Raw genomic sequence first — 16,896 nt, forward strand, 5'->3', positions numbered from 1 at the left:
GGTTGTGCGCGCGAAGATTCCTCACCCTCTCGCAGACGGAGCCACTGCATGAACCCCGTCATCGTCCACGCTTGCCCACCCAGCGACACACCGCACATTCCAGTCGCCATCGTTGGCGCAGGCGCGTGCGGCCTGGTCGCCGCACTGGTGCTGGCCGGTGCAGGCATTGACTGTGTGGTGCTGGAGCGCGATGCCGCGCCGGCTGGTTCGACCGCGCTGTCCTCGGGTTTTATTCCGGCGCCCGACACGCGGGTGCAAAAAACACGCGGCATCAGCGATAACGCGGCACAGTTTGCCGCTGACATCCAGGCCAAGGCCAAGGGCACGGCTGCGCCGCTGCTGGTGCAGGCGTATGCCCAGGCCATAGGCCCGGCGCTGGACCTGCTGGAGGAAAAACACGGCCTGCAGTTTGAATTACTCCAGGGTTTTTTGTACCCCGGACACAGTGCGCTGCGCATGCACGCGGTGCCCGAAAAAACCGGCGCCGGGCTGATGACACGGCTGCAGCGCGCCGCCGATGCTGCCAGCGTGCCAGTGCTGACCAATGCCCTGGTCTGCGAGTTGTGGGTGGGCGAGGACGGTGTCCTGACCGGCCTGGGTTACCAGCGCCCCGACGGCACGCTGGAGCGCCTGGCTTGCGCGGTCCTGCTGCTGGCCTGCAACGGTTTTGGCGGCAACCCGGCGCTGGTGCGCGAGCTGCTGCCCGAGATGCGTGACGCCATTTTTGCCGGCCATACCGGCAACGATGGCAGCGCCATCCGTTGGGGCCGCGCGCTGGGCGCGCGCCTGGCCGACCTGGGGGGTTACCAGGGCCATGGCTCCTGGGTGGTGCCGCAAGGCATATTGATGAGCTGGGCCGTCATGGTGGAAGGCGGCATGCAGCTCAACAACAAAGGGCTGCGCTTTCACGACGAGACCCAGGGTTATTCCGAGGCGGCGGTGGCCGTGCTGGCCCAACCCGGTGGCGTGGCATGGAATGTCTTTGACGAGCGCCTGCTGGCGCTGGCGCGAAGTTTTCCGGATTTTTGTGTGGCTGAAGAGGCCGGCGCATTACACCGCGCCGACAACCGCGCTGCGCTGGCGGCCTTGATCGGCTGCGCAGAAGCAGATTTGTCACCCGACCTGGCGCGGCTGGCTGCGCCGTATTTTGCGGTGCGTGTCACTGGTGCGCTGTTCCATACCCAGGGCGGGCTGGACATTGATGCGAAGTGCCGCGTGTTACGCGAGGACGGCCAGGTCTTTGCCAACCTGCTGGCCGCAGGCGGTGCCGCGCGCGGTGTCTCGGGCAATGCCGTCTGGGGTTACCTGTCGGGCAACGGCCTGCTCAGTGCGATTGCCGGCGGCTACATCGCGGCCCACACGGCGCAAGCCATTCTGGAGACCACAGCGTGAACCCCTTTTCATTCAAGCAGCGCCTGGCGCAAGACCGGGTGTTGCTGGCCCCCGGTGTGTACGACGCGCTGAGTGCGCTGGTGGCCGCGCAGGCCGGGTTTGAGGCGCTGTACCTGTCGGGCGCGTCGATTGCCTACACGCGACTGGGCCGCTCTGACGTGGGGCTGACCACCTACAGCGAAGTGGCCGACACCCTGGCCCGCATCACCGAGCGCGTCAGCCTGCCGGTCATCGTGGACGCCGATACCGGCTTTGGCAATGCGCTCAACGTGATGCGCACCATCAAGGGATTTGAGCGGGCCGGCGCGGCCATGGTCCAGCTCGAAGACCAGAGTTTCCCCAAACGCTGCGGGCATCTGGACGGTAAATCCGTCATTCCGGTGCAGGAGATGGTGGGCAAGCTCAAGGCCGCACTGGATGCCCGTAGCAGCGAGCATACGCTGATCCTGGCGCGCACCGATGCGCTGGCAGTTGAGGGCCTGGACGCCGCGCTGGACCGCGCCCAGCGTTATGTCGAATGTGGCGTGGACGCCCTGTTCATCGAAGCCCTGCGCACGCCAGAACAGATGGATGCGGCTTGCGCGCGTTTTGGCCAGCGCGTCCCGCTGCTGGCCAACATGGTGGAAGGCGGCAAGACGCCGGTGCAAAGCGCTGCTGAACTGGGCGCGCGCGGTTTTCGCATCGTGATCTTCCCCGGCGGCACAGCCCGCGCCGTGGCGCACACCTTGCAGGGCTACTACGCCAGCCTGAACCAGCACCAGACCACAGCGCCGTGGCACAAGCAGATGCTGGATTTTGACGGGCTCAATGCCGTCATCGGAACGGACGAGCTGTTGGCGGCGGGCAAGCGCTACGAGTGAGCGGCGTGACTCAGCTTCGGCGCTGTGCCATGTAAAACCACTCCTGCCCGGGCTCGGCGCGCGGGTTGGGAAAAACCACAAAGCCGTCGTGCGGCGCTTTCACCTCAGTGCCGCTGTGGCGTATGCCAATCAGCTCGCCGGCATACACCGCGTCAAAGCTGCGCCATTCGCGGCTGAACTGGTCACCGGCATGTTCGCGATCCGTCACATCAACCAGGCGCAGGATCTCGCGCTCGGTGGGTGTCGCTTCCAGCGGCCTTGAAATCATGTTCAGCAGCGCCAGCGTCTGCAAAATCGCGCGGCGCGCGACCTGCACCCCTTTCGGGTCGTCGTGTTGGCCGCACTCCAGCGTCACGCCGTAACCGCCGCGCGAGCGCATGTATTCGGTGCTGCCCACGCCATAGTTCGGATTGGTCACCAGCGTCTGCGCCCGGGCCGTGCCGGCGGCGGCGGGCGCCGCTGCGCGCCGCGCCACACCCCGCGCATAGGTGTCCAGCCAGCCTTCAACAATGCGCGGCGCACCGGTGCACAGGGCTAGCTGCATTTCTGCTTCGGCGTGGCTGAAAGGCTCCAGCGTGCCGCTGTTGTTCTGCGGGCCGATCATCACAAAAGGTGCGCCACCGGTGTGGAAGGAGTGCAGGTCCAGCAACACATCGTGCGCATCAAGCAGCGGGCACAAGACATTGGCAATGCAGTCTTCAAAATCCTGCGGAATCGCACTGGGCGCCATGTTGCGGTTCAGGTTGCGGTCACCGGTGCGCTGATTGAGCCGGTAGGCCAGCGGGTTGGTGACGGGCACGAAGGTCACCGTGCCGCGTTCGATGCCGAGCTGGCCGCGGTCGATCTCTTGCAGCAGCTGCGTGATGGCTTGGGTGCCGCAGACCTCATTGCCGTGGACGGCGCCCAGGACCAGCAGGCGCGGCCCGAGGGCCAGACCGTGGCAGGTGTGGGTGCGCAGATGGGTGGGGCGGGGCCCGGATGCCGGGGATGCGACGGTCGGGGTGGGGTCGGTCATGGTGCTTTGTTTATACAGCGCTTCCTGAAGGTTGAGCGGCTCGGGGCTTGCCTGGCCTTTCCTGCATTCGCAGGATGCGAAACGGGAAAACTTCGCGTCTATGATCTGCGGTGTTTGGGGTCTGTTATATTGACCTGACTGGAGTCCGCGATGTGCATAAATTTGTTGAACTAAACCGCTGACGCGGTGGCTGTCTTCGCAGACCACCACCGCGTCAGCGGTTTAGTTCAACAATTCATTCAAGCCGAAGCCGCTTCGCGGCTCGGCTTAATTCAGGCGTTAGCGCGCATGGGAGTGTCGCCTATGTTTCCTCTCGAAGTCTGGCTGGCCTATACCGCCGCATGTGTCTTGCTAGTGCTTGCTCCAGGCCCTGACAATCTTCTCGCCATTGGGCGCGGCCTTAGTCAGGGCCGGTTTGCCGCCTTCATTTCTGGTTTGTCGTCGGGCGTTGGCATCCTCTTTCACGTTGCGGCCGCCACATTTGGCCTTACGCTGCTCATTCAAACTTCGGCCATCGCGTTCTTGGTCGTTAAGGTAGTTGGCGCTGCCTATCTTGTCTGGCTCGGGGTCAAGGTGCTTCGTTCCCGTAGTCTCATCACATTTGCTCCCGTGGCCCGCCAGCCGGCGCGAACCATTTTCCTTACCGGTTTTTTCTCGGCGGCGCTTAACCCCAAGCCAAGCCTATTTGTGCTTGCCTTCATTCCGCAGTTCGTAAGCCCTGAGCGCGGTTCGGTCACTATCCAAATGTTGTGCTACGGCTTGTGGTTTGCGCTGCTCACTGCGGCGGGTTTTTCGCTCATGGGCATCTTTGCCTCGCGCCTTTCCGCTTGGTTGCGGCGCCGTCCGCGTGTCGTCGCCACTCTCAATGTTGGCGCTGGCGTTACCTTCATTGCGTCCGGCCTTTCGGTCTTGGCGCTCAAGCAGCGGTAATGGGCGCTAACCCGGCGGTCAACCGGACGCTGCGCGATAAAGCCGCGCAGCGCAGGTTACCTTGAACGGTTGGGCGTCTCACACATGAGTACCGATATGTCCGCCGAGCAAAAAATCACCGCGGCACCACCAGATGGTCTGCCGACTTACCGTCTACTCACAGGCCCTGATGATGCAACGTTCTGCCACCGGGTCAGCGAAGCCATCGCTCTTGGCTACAAGCTCTATGGTTCACCAGCTGCGACATTCAACGGCCAACAGGTCATCGTCGCACAGGCCATCATCTGGCCGTCAATCGAATCGGCAATCGCGGAGCGAAAAACATGAGTCTCGAATCTCGTGCCCATGTATTTTGCCCACCGCGTTGTGCAGAGTATGGATCGAGCAGCGCAGCAGCAGTCGCACTACCGTCCGGTGCATCGCGCATAGCTGACGAGGCGCCCAACCATGCCTTGCACCGGGCGCTCAGCCAGCGGCGCTCCGCTTGCTGGTTTGGCGCCGGTGAAGGCAGACATTGAGGCTGTATTTTTGTCCCTTGAACCAAAGGTGGCTGTGGGCCGTGTCAGCTCAGAAACCGATGCCTGCGCCACCCCGAGCGCACGCCGGTGCGACAAGTCTCTTTCTTTGCGCGCAACCAGGCCTCACCGCACCAGTTCACCGAGCGCATGAAGCAGGCCATTGACAGCCCCAGGGGCAGAAAGCTTTATAGCCAGCGCATGGCCCACCGTAGAGCCGGTGTTTGCCAACATCCGGCACAACAAGCAGCTCAACCGCTTCACGCTCAGGACGCAGCCCAAGGTCAATACGCAGTGGATGCTGTATTGCCTGGTGCACAACATCGAGAAGTTGGCGAACAACGGGTATGCGCAGGGCTAAAGGCGGGCAAAGTGTCTCGCAGGGGCAGCATAGGGGCCGATATCCCGGCTACAGGCTTGCATGAAGGCCGGCGGCTCGGGCAAACTGGAGGAGAGAGGACTCAGGGTCAGAGGACTCAGGGTCAGGTCTCCCATCTTGCATTTTATCTAAGCCAAACATTTCAACGGGCGACAGCTCGTCACCCTTCACTCACTTCTTTTCCTGGCTTGGCCGCTGATACTGCGGCATATGCGTCCGTACCAGCTCTTCAACCAAATCAGCCTGCAGCGCATCCTTGACGCGTTTTTTTGGGTCGCGCCCCGGGGCGTTTGAGATCATGCGTTTGATGGCCACGAAAGTCAGCGGGTCCATCGTGTTCATCACGGCCATGTGGCCTGTCTCGGCAACCACCACCTGGCTGAAGCGCTGGGCGCTCAGGATTTTTTCGGCGCCCTCAATCTGAACTGCCCACAAATCGTTTTCGTCATTGCTCATGCGGAAGGGGTGCGGGTCGCCGTCTTTGGCGGTGCGCCTGATGACATCCACCTCAAAGCCTGAATCGTTGATTGCCGTCTGCTTCTGGTCTTGCTTCACCCTGAAGGTTGGGTCGGCTTTGCGCAAGGCGCCAATAAACGAGCTGTCCATGCGCTGCATCTGAGAGACAAATGACATGCGTTTGCGGCTGTCAAACAACAGGTCAATGTCTTGCGTGGCGAGGGCGTCAGGCATGAAGCGCACGCCGCATGCGCTTTCGTAGGCATACAGCGTGTGTGTGCCTATGGTCACAAAATGATCTTGCAGGCCAACCGCCTCCAGTGCGTTGAGGGTTTTGATGACGATACCGGGCACGCGGCCAACGCGCAGTGCTTTGTTCAGGCGTTGCTGGTTATGCGCGGCGGCGGTTAAAGAAACCAGTCGGCTTGAGGCCTCGGCTTTCCGGGTTTTGAAGCGCTGGTAAATTTGCGCGTTCTCTGCGCTGCGTGGCCCCAGCGATTTTTGCGCGCCCCGGGATGACTCGCGGATCAGGTACTCGGTGCCGCTTTGCGTACGCCAGAACATCGAGCCCCGCACCTCAGCGGCTTCGGCCCGGGCACGGCGCAACTCCAGAAAGACGGTTTCAGCATCGATGTATTGCCGCGTCTGATTCGGGAGGAGTTCCAGGATGGGGCTCATCTTTTCAGGTGTTTCTATGAAAAACTCAAATTATCCTGAAAACTAATATAAATCAAGGACTAATTGACTTTACGGAGACGCGTTGTGGAGCAGCTACAGGCGGGAAAGGGTTGCTTTTGGGGTAATGCAACATAATTGCGTTTATGATGCTTGTCGCGCCAATCGCCGCAAAATCCTGACCACATGACCTCCGCTACCCCCCAAAACGACACCACCGTTGATCCCATAGCCGCACTGCTGTCCGCCCACGGCCTGCGGCGCACGCATGCTGCGCGGCGGGTGCTGGGTTGGCTGCTGGCGCATCCGGATACGAGTTACACCCACGCGCAGTTGCAGGCGGCACTGACCGAGGGAGACGAAGAGCCTGGATTGCGAATCAAGTCCCCAATGACAAGGACGGGGGAGAAGGCGAGGGCGGCAGACACGGCACCTCTGGACCGCGTCACGCTTTACCGCCTGATTGACCGGCTCACACAGGTTGGCCTGTTGCTGTGCCGGGTCGATGCCAGCCGGGTGCGGCGTTACCAGGCGATGCCGGCGGGCGTGCACGCCATGCCGCACTTTGAATGCCAGAGCTGCCACCGCGACAGCCCGCTGGAGAGCGCTTTGCAATCCAGCGCAAATGACCTGGAGCGGGCGGCGCAATCTGCGCTGGATGCGCTCAAGGCCTTGGGTTACCGGGGCATGAGCCTGGACTTTGCGGTGCGTGGTGTGTGCGCCGACTGCGCCACCGGCAGCACCGGTACCGCAGTGAAAGGGCTGGCGGCATGATCAGCACCCGGCAACTGGCCTACCAGTACCCGGGCGGCGCCGAGCTGCGGTTTGAAGACATGGCTGTGCCGCAGGGTGGGGTGGTTCTGTTGCGCGGCGCCTCGGGCTCGGGCAAGTCAAGCTGGCTGGCGCTGGCGGCCGGGCTGCTGGCGCCAACGGCGGGCGACATCACCGTTGCCGGCCAGTCCATGGCCACGCTGGGCAAGGTCGCGGGTGACGCCTGGCGCGCCAGAACGATTGGTTTTCTGCCGCAAAAGCTGCATTTGAGCGAAGCACTGACGGTGCACGCCAACCTGGCGATGGCGCAATGGGCGGCGGGGCAGGCGCAGGACGACGGCCGCATCCGCGAGGCGCTGACGGCGCTGGGTGTGGCTGAACTGGCAGCACGCAAACCAGGGCAACTCTCTGGCGGGCAAGCCCAGCGGGTCGCGCTGGCGCGGGCGGTGCTGTTGCAGCCGAAAGTGATTCTGGCGGACGAGCCGACGGCCAGCCTGGATGACGAGGCCGCGAGCCAGGCGGTGCAGTTGCTGCAGGCGACTGCCACGCGTTACGGCGCGACGCTGGTGATTGCCACGCACGATTCGCGGGTGGCGGCCAATCTGGATGGTCAAATCGGCTACCAGCCCTTATTCTTTGTGCGTAACCAGCTATGAAAACAATAGCAATCGCCTGGCGGTTTTTGTGGGCACGGCCGCTGGCGGCGGGCCTGAACCTGTTGCTGCTGAGTCTGGGGCTGGCATCGTTGAGTTTTGTGCTGCTGGTTAGCCACCAGATCACGCGAGCTTTTGAGCGCGACCTGGCCGGCATCGACGTGGTGGTGGGAGCCAAGGGCAGCCCGATGCAACTGATTCTGTCGGGCGTGTTTCACCTGGACGTACCCACCGGCAATGTGCCGCTGGCGGCGGTCAAGGCGCTGGCACAGCACTCGCAGGTGGCCAAACTGATCCCCTTGAGTCTGGGCGACAGCGTTAGCGGGTTCCGCATCGTGGGTACCACGCCGGCCTACATCGCACATTACCAGGCCAGCTTTGCGCAGGGCGGCGTCTGGGCCGCGCCGCTGCAGGCGGTGCTGGGCGCGCAGGTGGCGGCGCAGACCGGGCTGAAGGTGGGTGAGCGTTTTGTTGGCAGCCACGGCCTGGGCAGCGGTGGCGCCAGCCATGACCAGGCGCCTTATGTGGTCAGCGGCGTGCTGGCTGCCAGCGGCTCGGTGCTGGACCGGCTGGTGCTGACCGCGCAAGAGTCGGTCTGGCAGGTGCACGAAAAAATGCATGAGGGCGACAGCGCGCTCGACGACGAAGACCGCAAGGCGCTGGAGGCCGAGCGCGAAGTCACGCTGGCGCTGATTCAATACCGCACACCGCTGGCGGCGGTCACCTTCCCGCGCTTTGTGAACACCACCACCGAGATGCAGGCCGCCGCGCCGGCGCTGGAGATCACGCGCCTCTTGAGGCTGATCGGCGTCGGCACCGACGTGTTGCGTGCGCTGGCGGGTGTGCTGCTGCTGACAGCGGGCCTGAGTGTCTTCATCGCGCTGTGGAGCGCAGTGCGCGAGCGTCGGGCCGACCTGGCGCTGCTGCGTTTGCTGGGCGCGCCGCCGCGCAAGGTGGCGGCACTGCTGCTGTGCGAGGCGCTGTGGCTGGCGCTGCTGGCCGCGGTGATTGGCGTGCTGGCGGGCCAGGGGCTGATGGCGTTGCTGGGTTGGCTGCTGCAGCTAGAAAAATCAGTCCTGATCGGCACACTCGCGTGGCCAGCGGGGCTGTGGGGTGTGCCGGCCCTGGCGGTGGGGGTGGCGCTGCTGTCAGCACTGCTGCCGGCCTATGAGGCCTACCGGGTCAGTGTGTTTGAACTTTTACAATCGAGGTGAACCGAATGCCCATGAAATTGATGAAAAAAATGGCCTCAGCCCTTGCTGCACTTGCGCTGGCAGCTACGTTTTCGATAGCGCATGCGCAGCACAGCGACAAACAAACCAAGGAAGACGTGTTGCGCCACCGCGCCATGGCCAGCGCGCATGAGGCCGCCGCCAAGTGTCTGGAATCGGGCAAAAAGGAAGATATTTGCATGAAAGACCTGCAGGCTTCCTGCAAAGGGCTGGCGGTGGGAAAATACTGCGGAATGAAACACGCGCATTGAACTGGTGCAGTCATCCCGGACTCGATCCGTGATCCATGCAGCATGGACCAGCGACTTTGGTTTGCGTGGCATGGATTGCGGGTCAGGCCCGCAATGACAGGCCCGAAGATATTGTCTAAAGCCCCGTTTCCGGAGAACCCATGAATACCTCTGCTTCCCTCGCTTTCAAGCCCCAGTCGCTGCTGATGGGCCTGCTGCTGGCCTTCGGGACGGCGCAGGCGCAGCTCAGTTCCCCCTTGCCACCGGGCAGCAGCAAACCCACTGCGCCAGCGGCTGCAGCCGGCACAGGTTTGCCAGCCGGGCAGGGTGCCGGTGTGCATGGCGCCAACAGCCCGTTTGCGCCATTGGCCCCGCGCGATGACGTGCTGGCCTGGTCGGTGCTGACCGATGTCAAAACCAAAAACGAGAAGAACCGCATTCTGCCGGTGTTCAACGCTGGCCAGCTCGGCATGAACGGCAAGACCCAGCGCATCCAGGGTTTCATGATGCCGCTGGAGCCGGGCAAGAAGCAGCGCCACTTCCTGCTGTCGTCGGTGCCGCTGAGCTGCTCTTTCTGTCTGCCTGGCGGGCCAGAGAGCATGGTCGAGGTCAAGACCAAAACCCCGGTCGAATACAGCATGGAGGCGGTCGTGGTCGAGGGCCGGCTGCAGGTGCTGCATGACGATCCGTATGGCCTGTATTACCGCATCAACGATGCGGTGACGGTGAAGTAAACACGCATGTTGATCCGGCGCATGGCACTGCGAGCGGCTTGGGGCTATCTGGCCCTGGTGTTGTTGCTCGCGCCCATGCTGGGCCTGATGCATGGGCTGGTGCATGGCGCCATTGACTCTCACCACGCTGCGCCGGCGCATCTCGCCCAGGCCGATGATTCCAGCCATGCGCACAGCTGGCTGGCCGATCTTTTCTCTGCCCATGCCGACGACTCGGATTGCCGTGTCTATGACCAGCTTTGCCACGCTGATGCTGCTTTGGTGCCGCCCCTGGCGGCCTTGCCGATGGTGCTGTCTGCTTTCGTTTTTCTTTTTCTGCAGGGCGAAGCACTCGCCCGGCGGGCTGCGCTTTTCGAAGCGCGCGGTCCGCCCCTGACGCGCTGAATCCCCCCACTGAAGCCGCTGAACGCACCTTTTGCGGGTGCCGTTTGGTGTTTCCCGTTCCAGATTCATCGAGTCCCCATGAAAAAATCATTTCCCCGCAGTGCCATCGGCACGGCTACCTTGTCCCTGCTCGCCCTTGGCAGCACAAGCGTGCTGGCGCAGACGCCCGCCCCAACGCTCAAAGAGATCACCGTGACTGGCAACCCGCTGGGCAGCACGGATTTGATAGCGCCCGCCACCCGGTACTCGGGCGACGGCCTGCTGCTGCGCTCCAAAACCACACTCGGTGAAACGCTGGACGGCACGCCCGGTGTCAGCAGCACTTACTTCGGCCCGAACGCCAGCCGGCCCATCATCCGCGGGCTGGACGGCGACCGCATCCGCATCCTGGCCAACGGCGGGGGCTCGCTCGACGCCTCCAGCCTCAGTTATGACCACGCGGTGACCAGCGACCCCTTGAGCATTGAGCGCATTGAAGTATTGCGCGGGCCGGGTGCCTTGTTGTACGGCGGCAGCGCGGTCGGTGGCGTGGTCAACGTCATCGACAACCGCATTCCGCGCGAGGCCCAGTTTGATGAAAACGGCGGTATCAGCGGCAAGGTGGATATCAATGCCGCCACCGGTAATTCAGAGCGCGGCAAGGGTGTGCTGCTGGAAGCGGGCAACCAGCGCTACAGCCTGCATGTCGATGCCTTTGACCGTCAGACCAGCGATGTGCGGGTGCCGCGCGACCTGGCCTGCACCAAGACCGCAGTCACCACGACCGCCAGGCGCATCTGCAATTCAGCCAGCGATGTCAGTGGCGGGGCAGTGGGTGGATCGGTGTTTTTTGACAGCGGCTACCTCGGTGCATCGGCCAGCAACTACCGCAGCAGCTACGGCACGGTGGCTGAAGACAGGGTGACGATTGGCATGAAGTCAGACCGTTATGCGCTGGAGGGTGAAATCCGCAATCTGGACGGGCCGCTGCAAAGCATCAAGGCGCAGTACAGCCAGACCGATTACCGGCACACCGAGTTTGAAGGGCCACGGCCCGGTACGGTTTTTACCAACAAGGGCAGTGACTTCAGGCTGGAAGCGCGCCATGCCAAGATCGGCAACATCGATGGCGTGCTGGGGGTGCAAACCGAATCCAGCCGCTTTTCTGCTGTGGGCACAGAGGCTTTTGCGCCTTTTAGCAAAACCTCCCAGTCGGCCCTGTTTGCTTACGAAGAACTGGGGACGGCTTGGGGCAAGATGAGTCTGGGCGGGCGGCTTGAGTCGGTCCACGTCGAGTCATTGGGCAACCCCAGAGTTGCTCGCTTCACACCCGCCAAAAAAGAATTCAAACCCGGCAGTTACGCGCTGGGCGCACTGTGGAATGCCGCACCGGGCTGGCAAATGACGAGCAACCTGGCCTACACCGAACGCGCGCCCAAGGACTACGAGCTGTTTGCCGATGGCCCGCACATCGCCACTGCTGCCTATGAAGTTGGCAACGCCAATCTGGCCAAAGAGCAGTCCAGCAACCTGGACCTGGGCGCTGCCTGGAAGTCGGGCGGACACAGCTTCAAGGTCAACACCTATGTGAGCCGGTTTAAGAACTACATTGCACTCAACCAAACGACGGGCGTGAGGCGCAACGCTGAAGACGGCGAGGTCAACCCGACCGAGGATCCCGGTAACGCGGGGTTCACAGCGTCCGGCGCGGCGTTCCGGCCGCTGGCCGAGTTTCGTTATCAGCAGGTACGGGCGCGCTTCACCGGTATCGAGGCCAGCGGCAACATCCGCCTGCAGGAGGGCGCTTCGACGGTGGATCTGGCGCTGCGCGGCGATGTAGTGCGTGCCACCAACCTGAGCAACGGCCAGTCGCTGCCGCGGATCGCGCCTTGGCGCGTGGGTGCGTCGCTGCTGTGGGCCAGCGGCCCGTGGGGTGCGAGTGTGGGCTTTGACCACCTGGCCGCACAAAAACGGGTGTCGGCCCCACCGGTGGGGGTGACGCAGGCTTACACCTTGTGGAATGCCACTTCGTCTTACCGCATGAAAGCCGGGCCGGCTTCGTTGCTGTGGTACGCCCGGCTCGACAACATCACCGACAAGCTGGCCTATAGCGCGACCTCGGTGTTGACGAGCACGGCCTTTCCGAAGGCGCCTTTGCCGGGGCGCAGTTTGAAGGTGGGGTTGCAGGCAAGTTTTTAGTTTTTATCCTATCAAGCGTCATGCTGCGCCTCAGGTCTGCTCAGGACAGTAGGGCCTAACTCCCCACTCCCTCCCCCAGCCCCTCCCCCGCCCCGCTGGGCGGTGGAGGGGAACCTCATTTGGCCGCGTGTGCTGCTCTCGCGTGCAAACATCACCGCCGCGTACGCCGACGATGACGCGCTTCGCGCGTCATCGTCTCCCCGAATCCGATTCCTTCCCCAAAGCCCGTTTGGCTGAGCCGAGCAGCGCAGATGGAGGCGGTGTCAAGGGCGGCAGTTGTTTGAGCGAAGCGAGTTCTGCCGACCCCCGCCGTAATCGAGCAGCGCAGGTTGCCCGTAGCGCAGCGAAGGGACCCAGACAGTCGGGTCGCCTTTCTTTTCCTTAGGTTTCTTTGGCGAGACAAAGAAAAGTAAGTCGCCCGCCGGGGCGAGACCCGGCTTGCTGGAAGCACAACCAAGGCTGCAAGCTACCGCAGTTGATCGGTTCCGCCGGAACAGCATGTGTGTCATCGCCGCAGTGTTTGCGCTGAATCAGCACCGCAACACGACCTTCCCGGATAATGGTTTTCAAAATATCAGGAGACAACCGTGACGGATGCCGCCCAGCCTCTTTCCTCGCTCAACGCCGACTTGAGTCCGTCCAGCAGCCTGCTGACCAACCTGCGCCAGGAGCTGATGCGGCATCCGCCGTTTGCGCAAATGCAAGCCGGCGACGTGGATTTCTTCCTCAGTCATTCCCGCGAAAACTATTACGCACCCGGCGAGCTGCTGATCACCCCCGACAGCGGCCTGGTGAAACAATTATTTTTCATTCGTCAGGGCGCGGTCATCGGCGAGCGCGGCCTGGCCGAGCTGTCGGGCGGTGCTTTTCACTACGAACCCGGCGAGTTGTTTCCGGTCAGTGCCGCCGTCGCGCAGCGCGCCGTCACAGCCAGCTACCGCGCCGTGGCCGACACCTTTGTGCTGGGCCTGCCGCTGCCGGCCATGCAGGCGCTGGCCGAGCAGAGCCCGGCGTTCGCCGATTTTCTGAACCGGCGCATTCTGAAGTTTCTGGAGCTTTCGCGGCGTGCGCTGCAAGTGGCTTATGCGTCGCAGGCGCTGGCCGAGCAGTCGCTGGAAACGCCGCTGGGCGATGTGGCGCGCCAGGCGCCGGTGAGCTGCCGGCCGACCACGCCGCTGCGCGAGGCGCTGGCGCAAATGCACCAGCAGCGCATAGGCTCCATGCTGGTGACCGACGCGCAGCAGCGGCCGCTCGGCATTCTCACGCGCTACGATATTTTGGGCCGGGTCGCGCTGCCGGCCTTGCCGCTGGACACGCCCATTGCCGAGGTGATGGTTCAGCCAGTGCTGTCGCTCAGCCACGAGCACACGGCGCTTGACGCGGCGCTGCTGATGAGTAAACACGGTATCCGCCATGTGCCGGTGACGCGCGGCGGCGCGGTGCTTGGCATGGTGTCTGAGCGCGATCTGTTCGCGATGCAACGCCTGAGCCTGAAGCAGGTCAGCACCTCGATCCGCTCGGCCGCTGACGTGGACACGCTCAAACTGGTGGCGCAGGACATCCGCCGTTTTGCGCACACTTTGCTGGGCCAGGGCGTTCACGCGCGCCAGCTCACCGCGCTGATCAGTCACCTCAATGACGTGTTGACCGCGCGCCTGCTTGAAATCAAGGCGGGCGAGCACGGCATGGATTTGGCGCGCATCTGCTGGCTGGCGCTGGGTTCGGAAGGGCGCAGCGAGCAGACGATTGCCACCGACCAGGACAACGCGCTGATCCTGCCGGACGACAGCACGCCGGCCCAGCGCGACGCCGCGTTGCGCTTTGCACGCGAGGTCAATCTGGCGCTCGACGCCTGCGGCTATCCGCTGTGCCGCGGCGGCATCATGGCTGGCGAGCCGACCTGCTGCCTGACGCTGCGCCAGTGGCGCGAGCGTTTTGCCCACTGGATAGAACACGGCGCGCCGCAGGACCTGCTTCATGCCAGCATCTACTTCGATTTTCGCGCACTGGCCGGCGACGACCGCTTGGCCGATGGTCTGCGCCGCGAGGTCAGCGAGGCGGCGCGGCGCGCACCGCGTTTCATCAAGCAACTGGCGCTCAATGCGCTGATCCACAGCGCGCCGCTGAACTGGACCGGCAGCATCGCCGTCGACGACGCAGGCCTGATCGATCTCAAGCTGCAGGGCGCGGCGATTTTTGTTGATGTGGCGCGGATTTATTCGCTGAGTCACGGTGTCACCGCCACCAGCACACGTGAGCGGCTGGAGGCCGTCGGCCTGCGGCTTGGCCTGGCCGCCCCCGAATACCAGGCCTGGGTCAGCGGTTTCGAGTTTTTGCAGACGCTGCGGCTGCGCATCCAGCTGGAGGGCACGGCCCCGCCGCAACACCCGAACCACCTCGAAGTTGCGCGCCTGAACAACATCGACAGACGCATTCTGCGCGAATCGTTTCGCGTCGCGCGTTCGCTGCAGCAGCGCCTGAAACTGGACTACGAGCGATGAGCTGGGGCGATCGGCTGCGCGGCTGGTTCGATGCGCCAGCCTCCGTGGACGAGACGCGCTGGGTGGTGCTGGACGTGGAGACCAGCGGGCTGGATGCGCAGCGCGACCAGTTGCTGGCGATTGCCGCGATTGCCGTCCAGGTGGACTGGCCCGCGCGGCGCCTGAGCATCACGCCGGGCGACAGCTTTGAGTTGGTGCTGCGCCAGTCCGAGGTGGCGTCTGCCAGGGACAACATCCTGCTGCACGGCATTGGTCTGCAGCGCCAGCGCGAAGGCGAGCCTATGCCTGACGGGCTGCGTGCCTTCGCCCGCTTCGTCGGCAGTTCGCCCTTGCTGGCCTTCCATGCACCTTTCGACCAAGCCATGATCGGCCGCTTTGTGCTGGAGCACCTGGGCGCCGCGCTGCCCAACCGCTGGGTCGACATTGAGCAGCTATGCGCGGTGACGCACGAGAAGGTCAGAGCCCGCGCGCTGGACGAGTGGTTGGCGCACTTTAGTATCGTGTGCGCCAACCGGCACCAGGCCGCCGCCGATACGCTGGCCGAATGCGAGTTGCTGCTGCGCATCTGGCCGCAAATGGCCGGGCAGTGCACGTGCTGGCGGGATGTCGAAAAACTCGCGGCCCAGCAGCGCTGGATTGCGCGCGCTTGAGGCTTGCCGCTGTTTGCTGCGGGCGGGAATCCCAAATGCTATAGATTTTATAGCTACACGCGCTTATCTGGTATGGGTTGGAAGCCGATATGGCTAATAAAAACAACGCACAGGTGCTTGAACCTGCAAAGCCTGGAAGGCATCGGCCGCAGATAGGATCCTGCCAGCCCGCAGGCGCATCGCCCCCCTCGAGGGGGGCAAAGAGCCACGCGCAGCGAGCGAACGTGGAGGCACTATTTCATGGGCTGCGAAATTTTTCTGGCTTCCTCGACCTGGTATTCAAAGTAGCGCTGAAAGCTGAAGACGATGCTGGACATCAGGGCAATGGTGCCGAACAGCAGCGCAAACACCATGGCTCCGATGGTCAGCCAGTTGGTTCTGCCGGGAGCAGCATCCGGCGCTGCGGCGGAGTTGTGCCGGGCATTCCATTTTTCAGGAGCCATCAGGCCGTAATAAATCGCCGTCAGCGCCGTGCCGGCCAGGGTGAATCCAAGGATGGGAATCAGCGCCCACGCGAGCTGGTCGTCCTGTCCGTACATCCGTACCCTTTCGACGCCCCACCAGCCCAGGGCGGCGGCGATCGGGTGCAGCCAGGCCAGCACATCGCCCACGCCATACAGGTAGAGGCGGTGAATGCCCAACTGGCCGCCAGCTAAAGACAGCCAGGCAGCCAGGGTTTTGTTTTTGTCTTTCATGGAGTCCGTGAGGGTGGGGAGGAGGGAGGCGAAGCGCCAGCGAATTCGCTGGGCGGCAAGGTATCGCCAGCGCCCAGCGTTTTTTGCATGATAACGATATCACGCCAGGCGCCGAACTTCCAACCGCAGGACGCCACAATTCCGACCTGCGTGAAGCCCAAGGCGCGATGCAGTCCGACCGAGCTGGCGTTCGCAGAGTCGCCGATGATGGCCATGATCTTGCGGATGCCTGCGCTTTCGCAGCGCGCCAGCAATTCCGACAGCAGAACGCGCCCGACGCCCTTGCCGCCCGCGTCGGGCGCGAGATAGATCGAGTCTTCCACCGAATAGCGGTAGGCGGGCCGCGGCTTGAACCAGTTGCCGTAGGCAAAACCGACAACGGTGCCGGCTTCCTCGGCGACCAGGTAGGGCAGGCCCTTGGACAACACGTCGGCGCGGCGCGTGCCCATGTCGGCTACGCTGGGTGGCTCGGTTTCAAAGGTGCCGGTGCCATGAAGCACATGGTGCGCATAAATGGCGGCGATGGCGGGGAGGTCCTCCTCGCGGCTGGGTCGTATCAGGGGCATGACTGGGCTCGGAAAAGAAGGCCTGAAGGCCGATTAAAGGGAACTTGCGGAGCGCGGGTTATAATCTACGGCTTTGCAGC

The 16,896-nt window shown here is 63.3% G+C and carries 18 protein-coding genes; 14 read left to right on the forward strand and 4 right to left on the reverse strand.

The window, feature by feature from the left end; genetic code table 11:
• The first annotated feature begins 48 nt into the window (after positions 1–48).
• Together Q8O29_RS17085 and Q8O29_RS17090 are read left to right on the forward strand one after the other, a co-directional pair.
• Positions 49–1,392 carry an FAD-dependent oxidoreductase gene (locus tag Q8O29_RS17085; protein ID WP_305564956.1) on the forward strand — a complete coding sequence of 448 codons (1,344 nt, stop codon included), beginning with the start codon at positions 49–51 and terminating at the stop codon, positions 1,390–1,392.
• Complete coding sequence (locus Q8O29_RS17090; RefSeq protein ID WP_305564958.1) at positions 1,389–2,252, forward strand: oxaloacetate decarboxylase; 864 nt, start codon at positions 1,389–1,391, stop codon at positions 2,250–2,252. The genes Q8O29_RS17085 and Q8O29_RS17090 overlap by 4 nt, the downstream gene beginning before the upstream one ends.
• 10 nt (positions 2,253–2,262) lie before the next feature.
• On the opposite strand, the gene Q8O29_RS17095 is transcribed toward Q8O29_RS17090, so the two are convergent.
• Complete coding sequence (locus Q8O29_RS17095; RefSeq protein ID WP_305564960.1) at positions 2,263–3,267, reverse strand: succinylglutamate desuccinylase/aspartoacylase family protein; 1,005 nt, start codon at positions 3,265–3,267, stop codon at positions 2,263–2,265.
• 303 nt (positions 3,268–3,570) lie between these two features.
• On the opposite strand from Q8O29_RS17095, the gene Q8O29_RS17100 reads away from it, so the two are divergent.
• The 3 genes from Q8O29_RS17100 (at position 3,571) to Q8O29_RS17110 (ending at position 5,073) form a co-directional block, all read left to right on the forward strand.
• Positions 3,571–4,197: a LysE family translocator gene (locus tag Q8O29_RS17100; protein WP_305564962.1), complete on the forward strand. Its 627-nt coding sequence runs from the start codon at positions 3,571–3,573 to the stop codon at positions 4,195–4,197.
• 96 nt (positions 4,198–4,293) lie between these two features.
• Entirely contained in the window at positions 4,294–4,524 is a 231-nt protein-coding gene (locus tag Q8O29_RS17105) for a DUF1737 domain-containing protein (protein WP_305564964.1), read from the forward strand.
• Positions 4,525–4,875: 351 nt separating this feature from the next.
• Complete coding sequence (locus tag Q8O29_RS17110; RefSeq protein ID WP_305564966.1) at positions 4,876–5,073, forward strand: transposase; 198 nt, start codon at positions 4,876–4,878, stop codon at positions 5,071–5,073.
• A 189-nt stretch (positions 5,074–5,262) separates the two neighbouring features.
• On the opposite strand, the gene Q8O29_RS17115 is transcribed toward Q8O29_RS17110, so the two are convergent.
• On the reverse strand, positions 5,263–6,225 hold the full coding sequence (locus Q8O29_RS17115) for a GSU2403 family nucleotidyltransferase fold protein (RefSeq protein WP_305564968.1): 963 nt from the start codon (positions 6,223–6,225) through the stop codon (positions 5,263–5,265).
• 183 nt (positions 6,226–6,408) lie between these two features.
• Between Q8O29_RS17115 and Q8O29_RS17120 the strand changes: the two genes are divergently transcribed.
• From Q8O29_RS17120 to Q8O29_RS17160, 9 genes are all read left to right on the forward strand, one after another.
• Positions 6,409–6,996: a Fur family transcriptional regulator gene (locus Q8O29_RS17120; RefSeq protein WP_305564970.1), complete on the forward strand. Its 588-nt coding sequence runs from the start codon at positions 6,409–6,411 to the stop codon at positions 6,994–6,996.
• The gene (locus Q8O29_RS17125; protein ID WP_305564972.1) at positions 6,993–7,649 is read left to right on the forward strand and encodes an ABC transporter ATP-binding protein; all 657 of its coding nucleotides are present in this window, start codon (positions 6,993–6,995) and stop codon (positions 7,647–7,649) included. The genes Q8O29_RS17120 and Q8O29_RS17125 overlap by 4 nt, the downstream gene beginning before the upstream one ends.
• Entirely contained in the window at positions 7,646–8,860 is a 1,215-nt protein-coding gene (locus Q8O29_RS17130) for an FtsX-like permease family protein (protein WP_305564974.1), read from the forward strand. The genes Q8O29_RS17125 and Q8O29_RS17130 overlap by 4 nt, the downstream gene beginning before the upstream one ends.
• 20 nt (positions 8,861–8,880) lie before the next feature.
• Entirely contained in the window at positions 8,881–9,129 is a 249-nt protein-coding gene (locus tag Q8O29_RS17135; protein ID WP_305565045.1) for a hypothetical protein, read from the forward strand.
• Positions 9,130–9,269: 140 nt separating this feature from the next.
• Positions 9,270–9,842, forward strand: a complete 573-nt coding sequence (locus Q8O29_RS17140) for a DUF3299 domain-containing protein (RefSeq protein WP_305564976.1) — start codon at positions 9,270–9,272, stop codon at positions 9,840–9,842.
• A 21-nt stretch (positions 9,843–9,863) separates the two neighbouring features.
• Positions 9,864–10,226, forward strand: a complete 363-nt coding sequence (locus tag Q8O29_RS17145; protein WP_305564978.1) for a hypothetical protein — start codon at positions 9,864–9,866, stop codon at positions 10,224–10,226.
• Between the two features lie 78 nt (positions 10,227–10,304).
• The gene (locus Q8O29_RS17150; RefSeq protein ID WP_305564980.1) at positions 10,305–12,404 is read left to right on the forward strand and encodes a TonB-dependent receptor; all 2,100 of its coding nucleotides are present in this window, start codon (positions 10,305–10,307) and stop codon (positions 12,402–12,404) included.
• A gap of 587 nt (positions 12,405–12,991) precedes the next feature.
• On the forward strand, positions 12,992–14,905 hold the full coding sequence (locus Q8O29_RS17155; protein ID WP_305564982.1) for a DUF294 nucleotidyltransferase-like domain-containing protein: 1,914 nt from the start codon (positions 12,992–12,994) through the stop codon (positions 14,903–14,905).
• Positions 14,902–15,555, forward strand: a complete 654-nt coding sequence (locus tag Q8O29_RS17160) for a 3'-5' exonuclease (protein WP_305564984.1) — start codon at positions 14,902–14,904, stop codon at positions 15,553–15,555. Before Q8O29_RS17155 ends, Q8O29_RS17160 begins: the two co-directional genes overlap by 4 nt.
• A 233-nt stretch (positions 15,556–15,788) precedes the next feature.
• Here the strand turns inward: Q8O29_RS17160 and Q8O29_RS17165 are convergent, their stop codons facing one another.
• Both Q8O29_RS17165 and Q8O29_RS17170 read right to left on the reverse strand, forming a co-directional pair.
• Positions 15,789–16,250, reverse strand: coding sequence for a hypothetical protein (locus Q8O29_RS17165; protein ID WP_305564985.1), 462 nt, complete (start codon positions 16,248–16,250; stop codon positions 15,789–15,791).
• Positions 16,247–16,816 carry a GNAT family N-acetyltransferase gene (locus Q8O29_RS17170; protein WP_305564987.1) on the reverse strand — a complete coding sequence of 190 codons (570 nt, stop codon included), beginning with the start codon at positions 16,814–16,816 and terminating at the stop codon, positions 16,247–16,249. Before Q8O29_RS17170 ends, Q8O29_RS17165 begins: the two co-directional genes overlap by 4 nt.
• Positions 16,817–16,896 lie beyond the last annotated feature (80 nt).

This window comes from Polaromonas sp. (genome assembly GCF_030689685.1).
GTDB lineage: Bacteria > Pseudomonadota > Gammaproteobacteria > Burkholderiales > Burkholderiaceae_C > Polaromonas.

Excerpts from the sequence above, each read along its gene's own strand:
- Q8O29_RS17145 (WP_305564978.1), top strand. The coding sequence starts at position 9,864 with ATGGCACTGCGAGCGGCTTGGGGCTATCTGGCCCTGGTGTTGTTGCTC.
- Q8O29_RS17120 (WP_305564970.1), top strand. The coding sequence starts at position 6,409 with ATGACCTCCGCTACCCCCCAAAACGACACCACCGTTGATCCCATAGCC.
- Q8O29_RS17160 (WP_305564984.1), top strand. The coding sequence starts at position 14,902 with ATGAGCTGGGGCGATCGGCTGCGCGGCTGGTTCGATGCGCCAGCCTCC.
- Q8O29_RS17125 (WP_305564972.1), top strand. The coding sequence starts at position 6,993 with ATGATCAGCACCCGGCAACTGGCCTACCAGTACCCGGGCGGCGCCGAG.
- Q8O29_RS17165 (WP_305564985.1), bottom strand. The coding sequence starts at position 16,250 with ATGAAAGACAAAAACAAAACCCTGGCTGCCTGGCTGTCTTTAGCTGGC.
- Q8O29_RS17105 (WP_305564964.1), top strand. The coding sequence starts at position 4,294 with ATGTCCGCCGAGCAAAAAATCACCGCGGCACCACCAGATGGTCTGCCG.
- Q8O29_RS17095 (WP_305564960.1), bottom strand. The coding sequence starts at position 3,267 with ATGACCGACCCCACCCCGACCGTCGCATCCCCGGCATCCGGGCCCCGC.
- Q8O29_RS17150 (WP_305564980.1), top strand. The coding sequence starts at position 10,305 with ATGAAAAAATCATTTCCCCGCAGTGCCATCGGCACGGCTACCTTGTCC.
- Q8O29_RS17115 (WP_305564968.1), bottom strand. The coding sequence starts at position 6,225 with ATGAGCCCCATCCTGGAACTCCTCCCGAATCAGACGCGGCAATACATC.
- Q8O29_RS17135 (WP_305565045.1), top strand. The coding sequence starts at position 8,881 with ATGAAAAAAATGGCCTCAGCCCTTGCTGCACTTGCGCTGGCAGCTACG.
- Q8O29_RS17130 (WP_305564974.1), top strand. The coding sequence starts at position 7,646 with ATGAAAACAATAGCAATCGCCTGGCGGTTTTTGTGGGCACGGCCGCTG.
- Q8O29_RS17100 (WP_305564962.1), top strand. The coding sequence starts at position 3,571 with ATGTTTCCTCTCGAAGTCTGGCTGGCCTATACCGCCGCATGTGTCTTG.
- Q8O29_RS17140 (WP_305564976.1), top strand. The coding sequence starts at position 9,270 with ATGAATACCTCTGCTTCCCTCGCTTTCAAGCCCCAGTCGCTGCTGATG.
- Q8O29_RS17085 (WP_305564956.1), top strand. The coding sequence starts at position 49 with ATGAACCCCGTCATCGTCCACGCTTGCCCACCCAGCGACACACCGCAC.
- Q8O29_RS17170 (WP_305564987.1), bottom strand. The coding sequence starts at position 16,816 with ATGCCCCTGATACGACCCAGCCGCGAGGAGGACCTCCCCGCCATCGCC.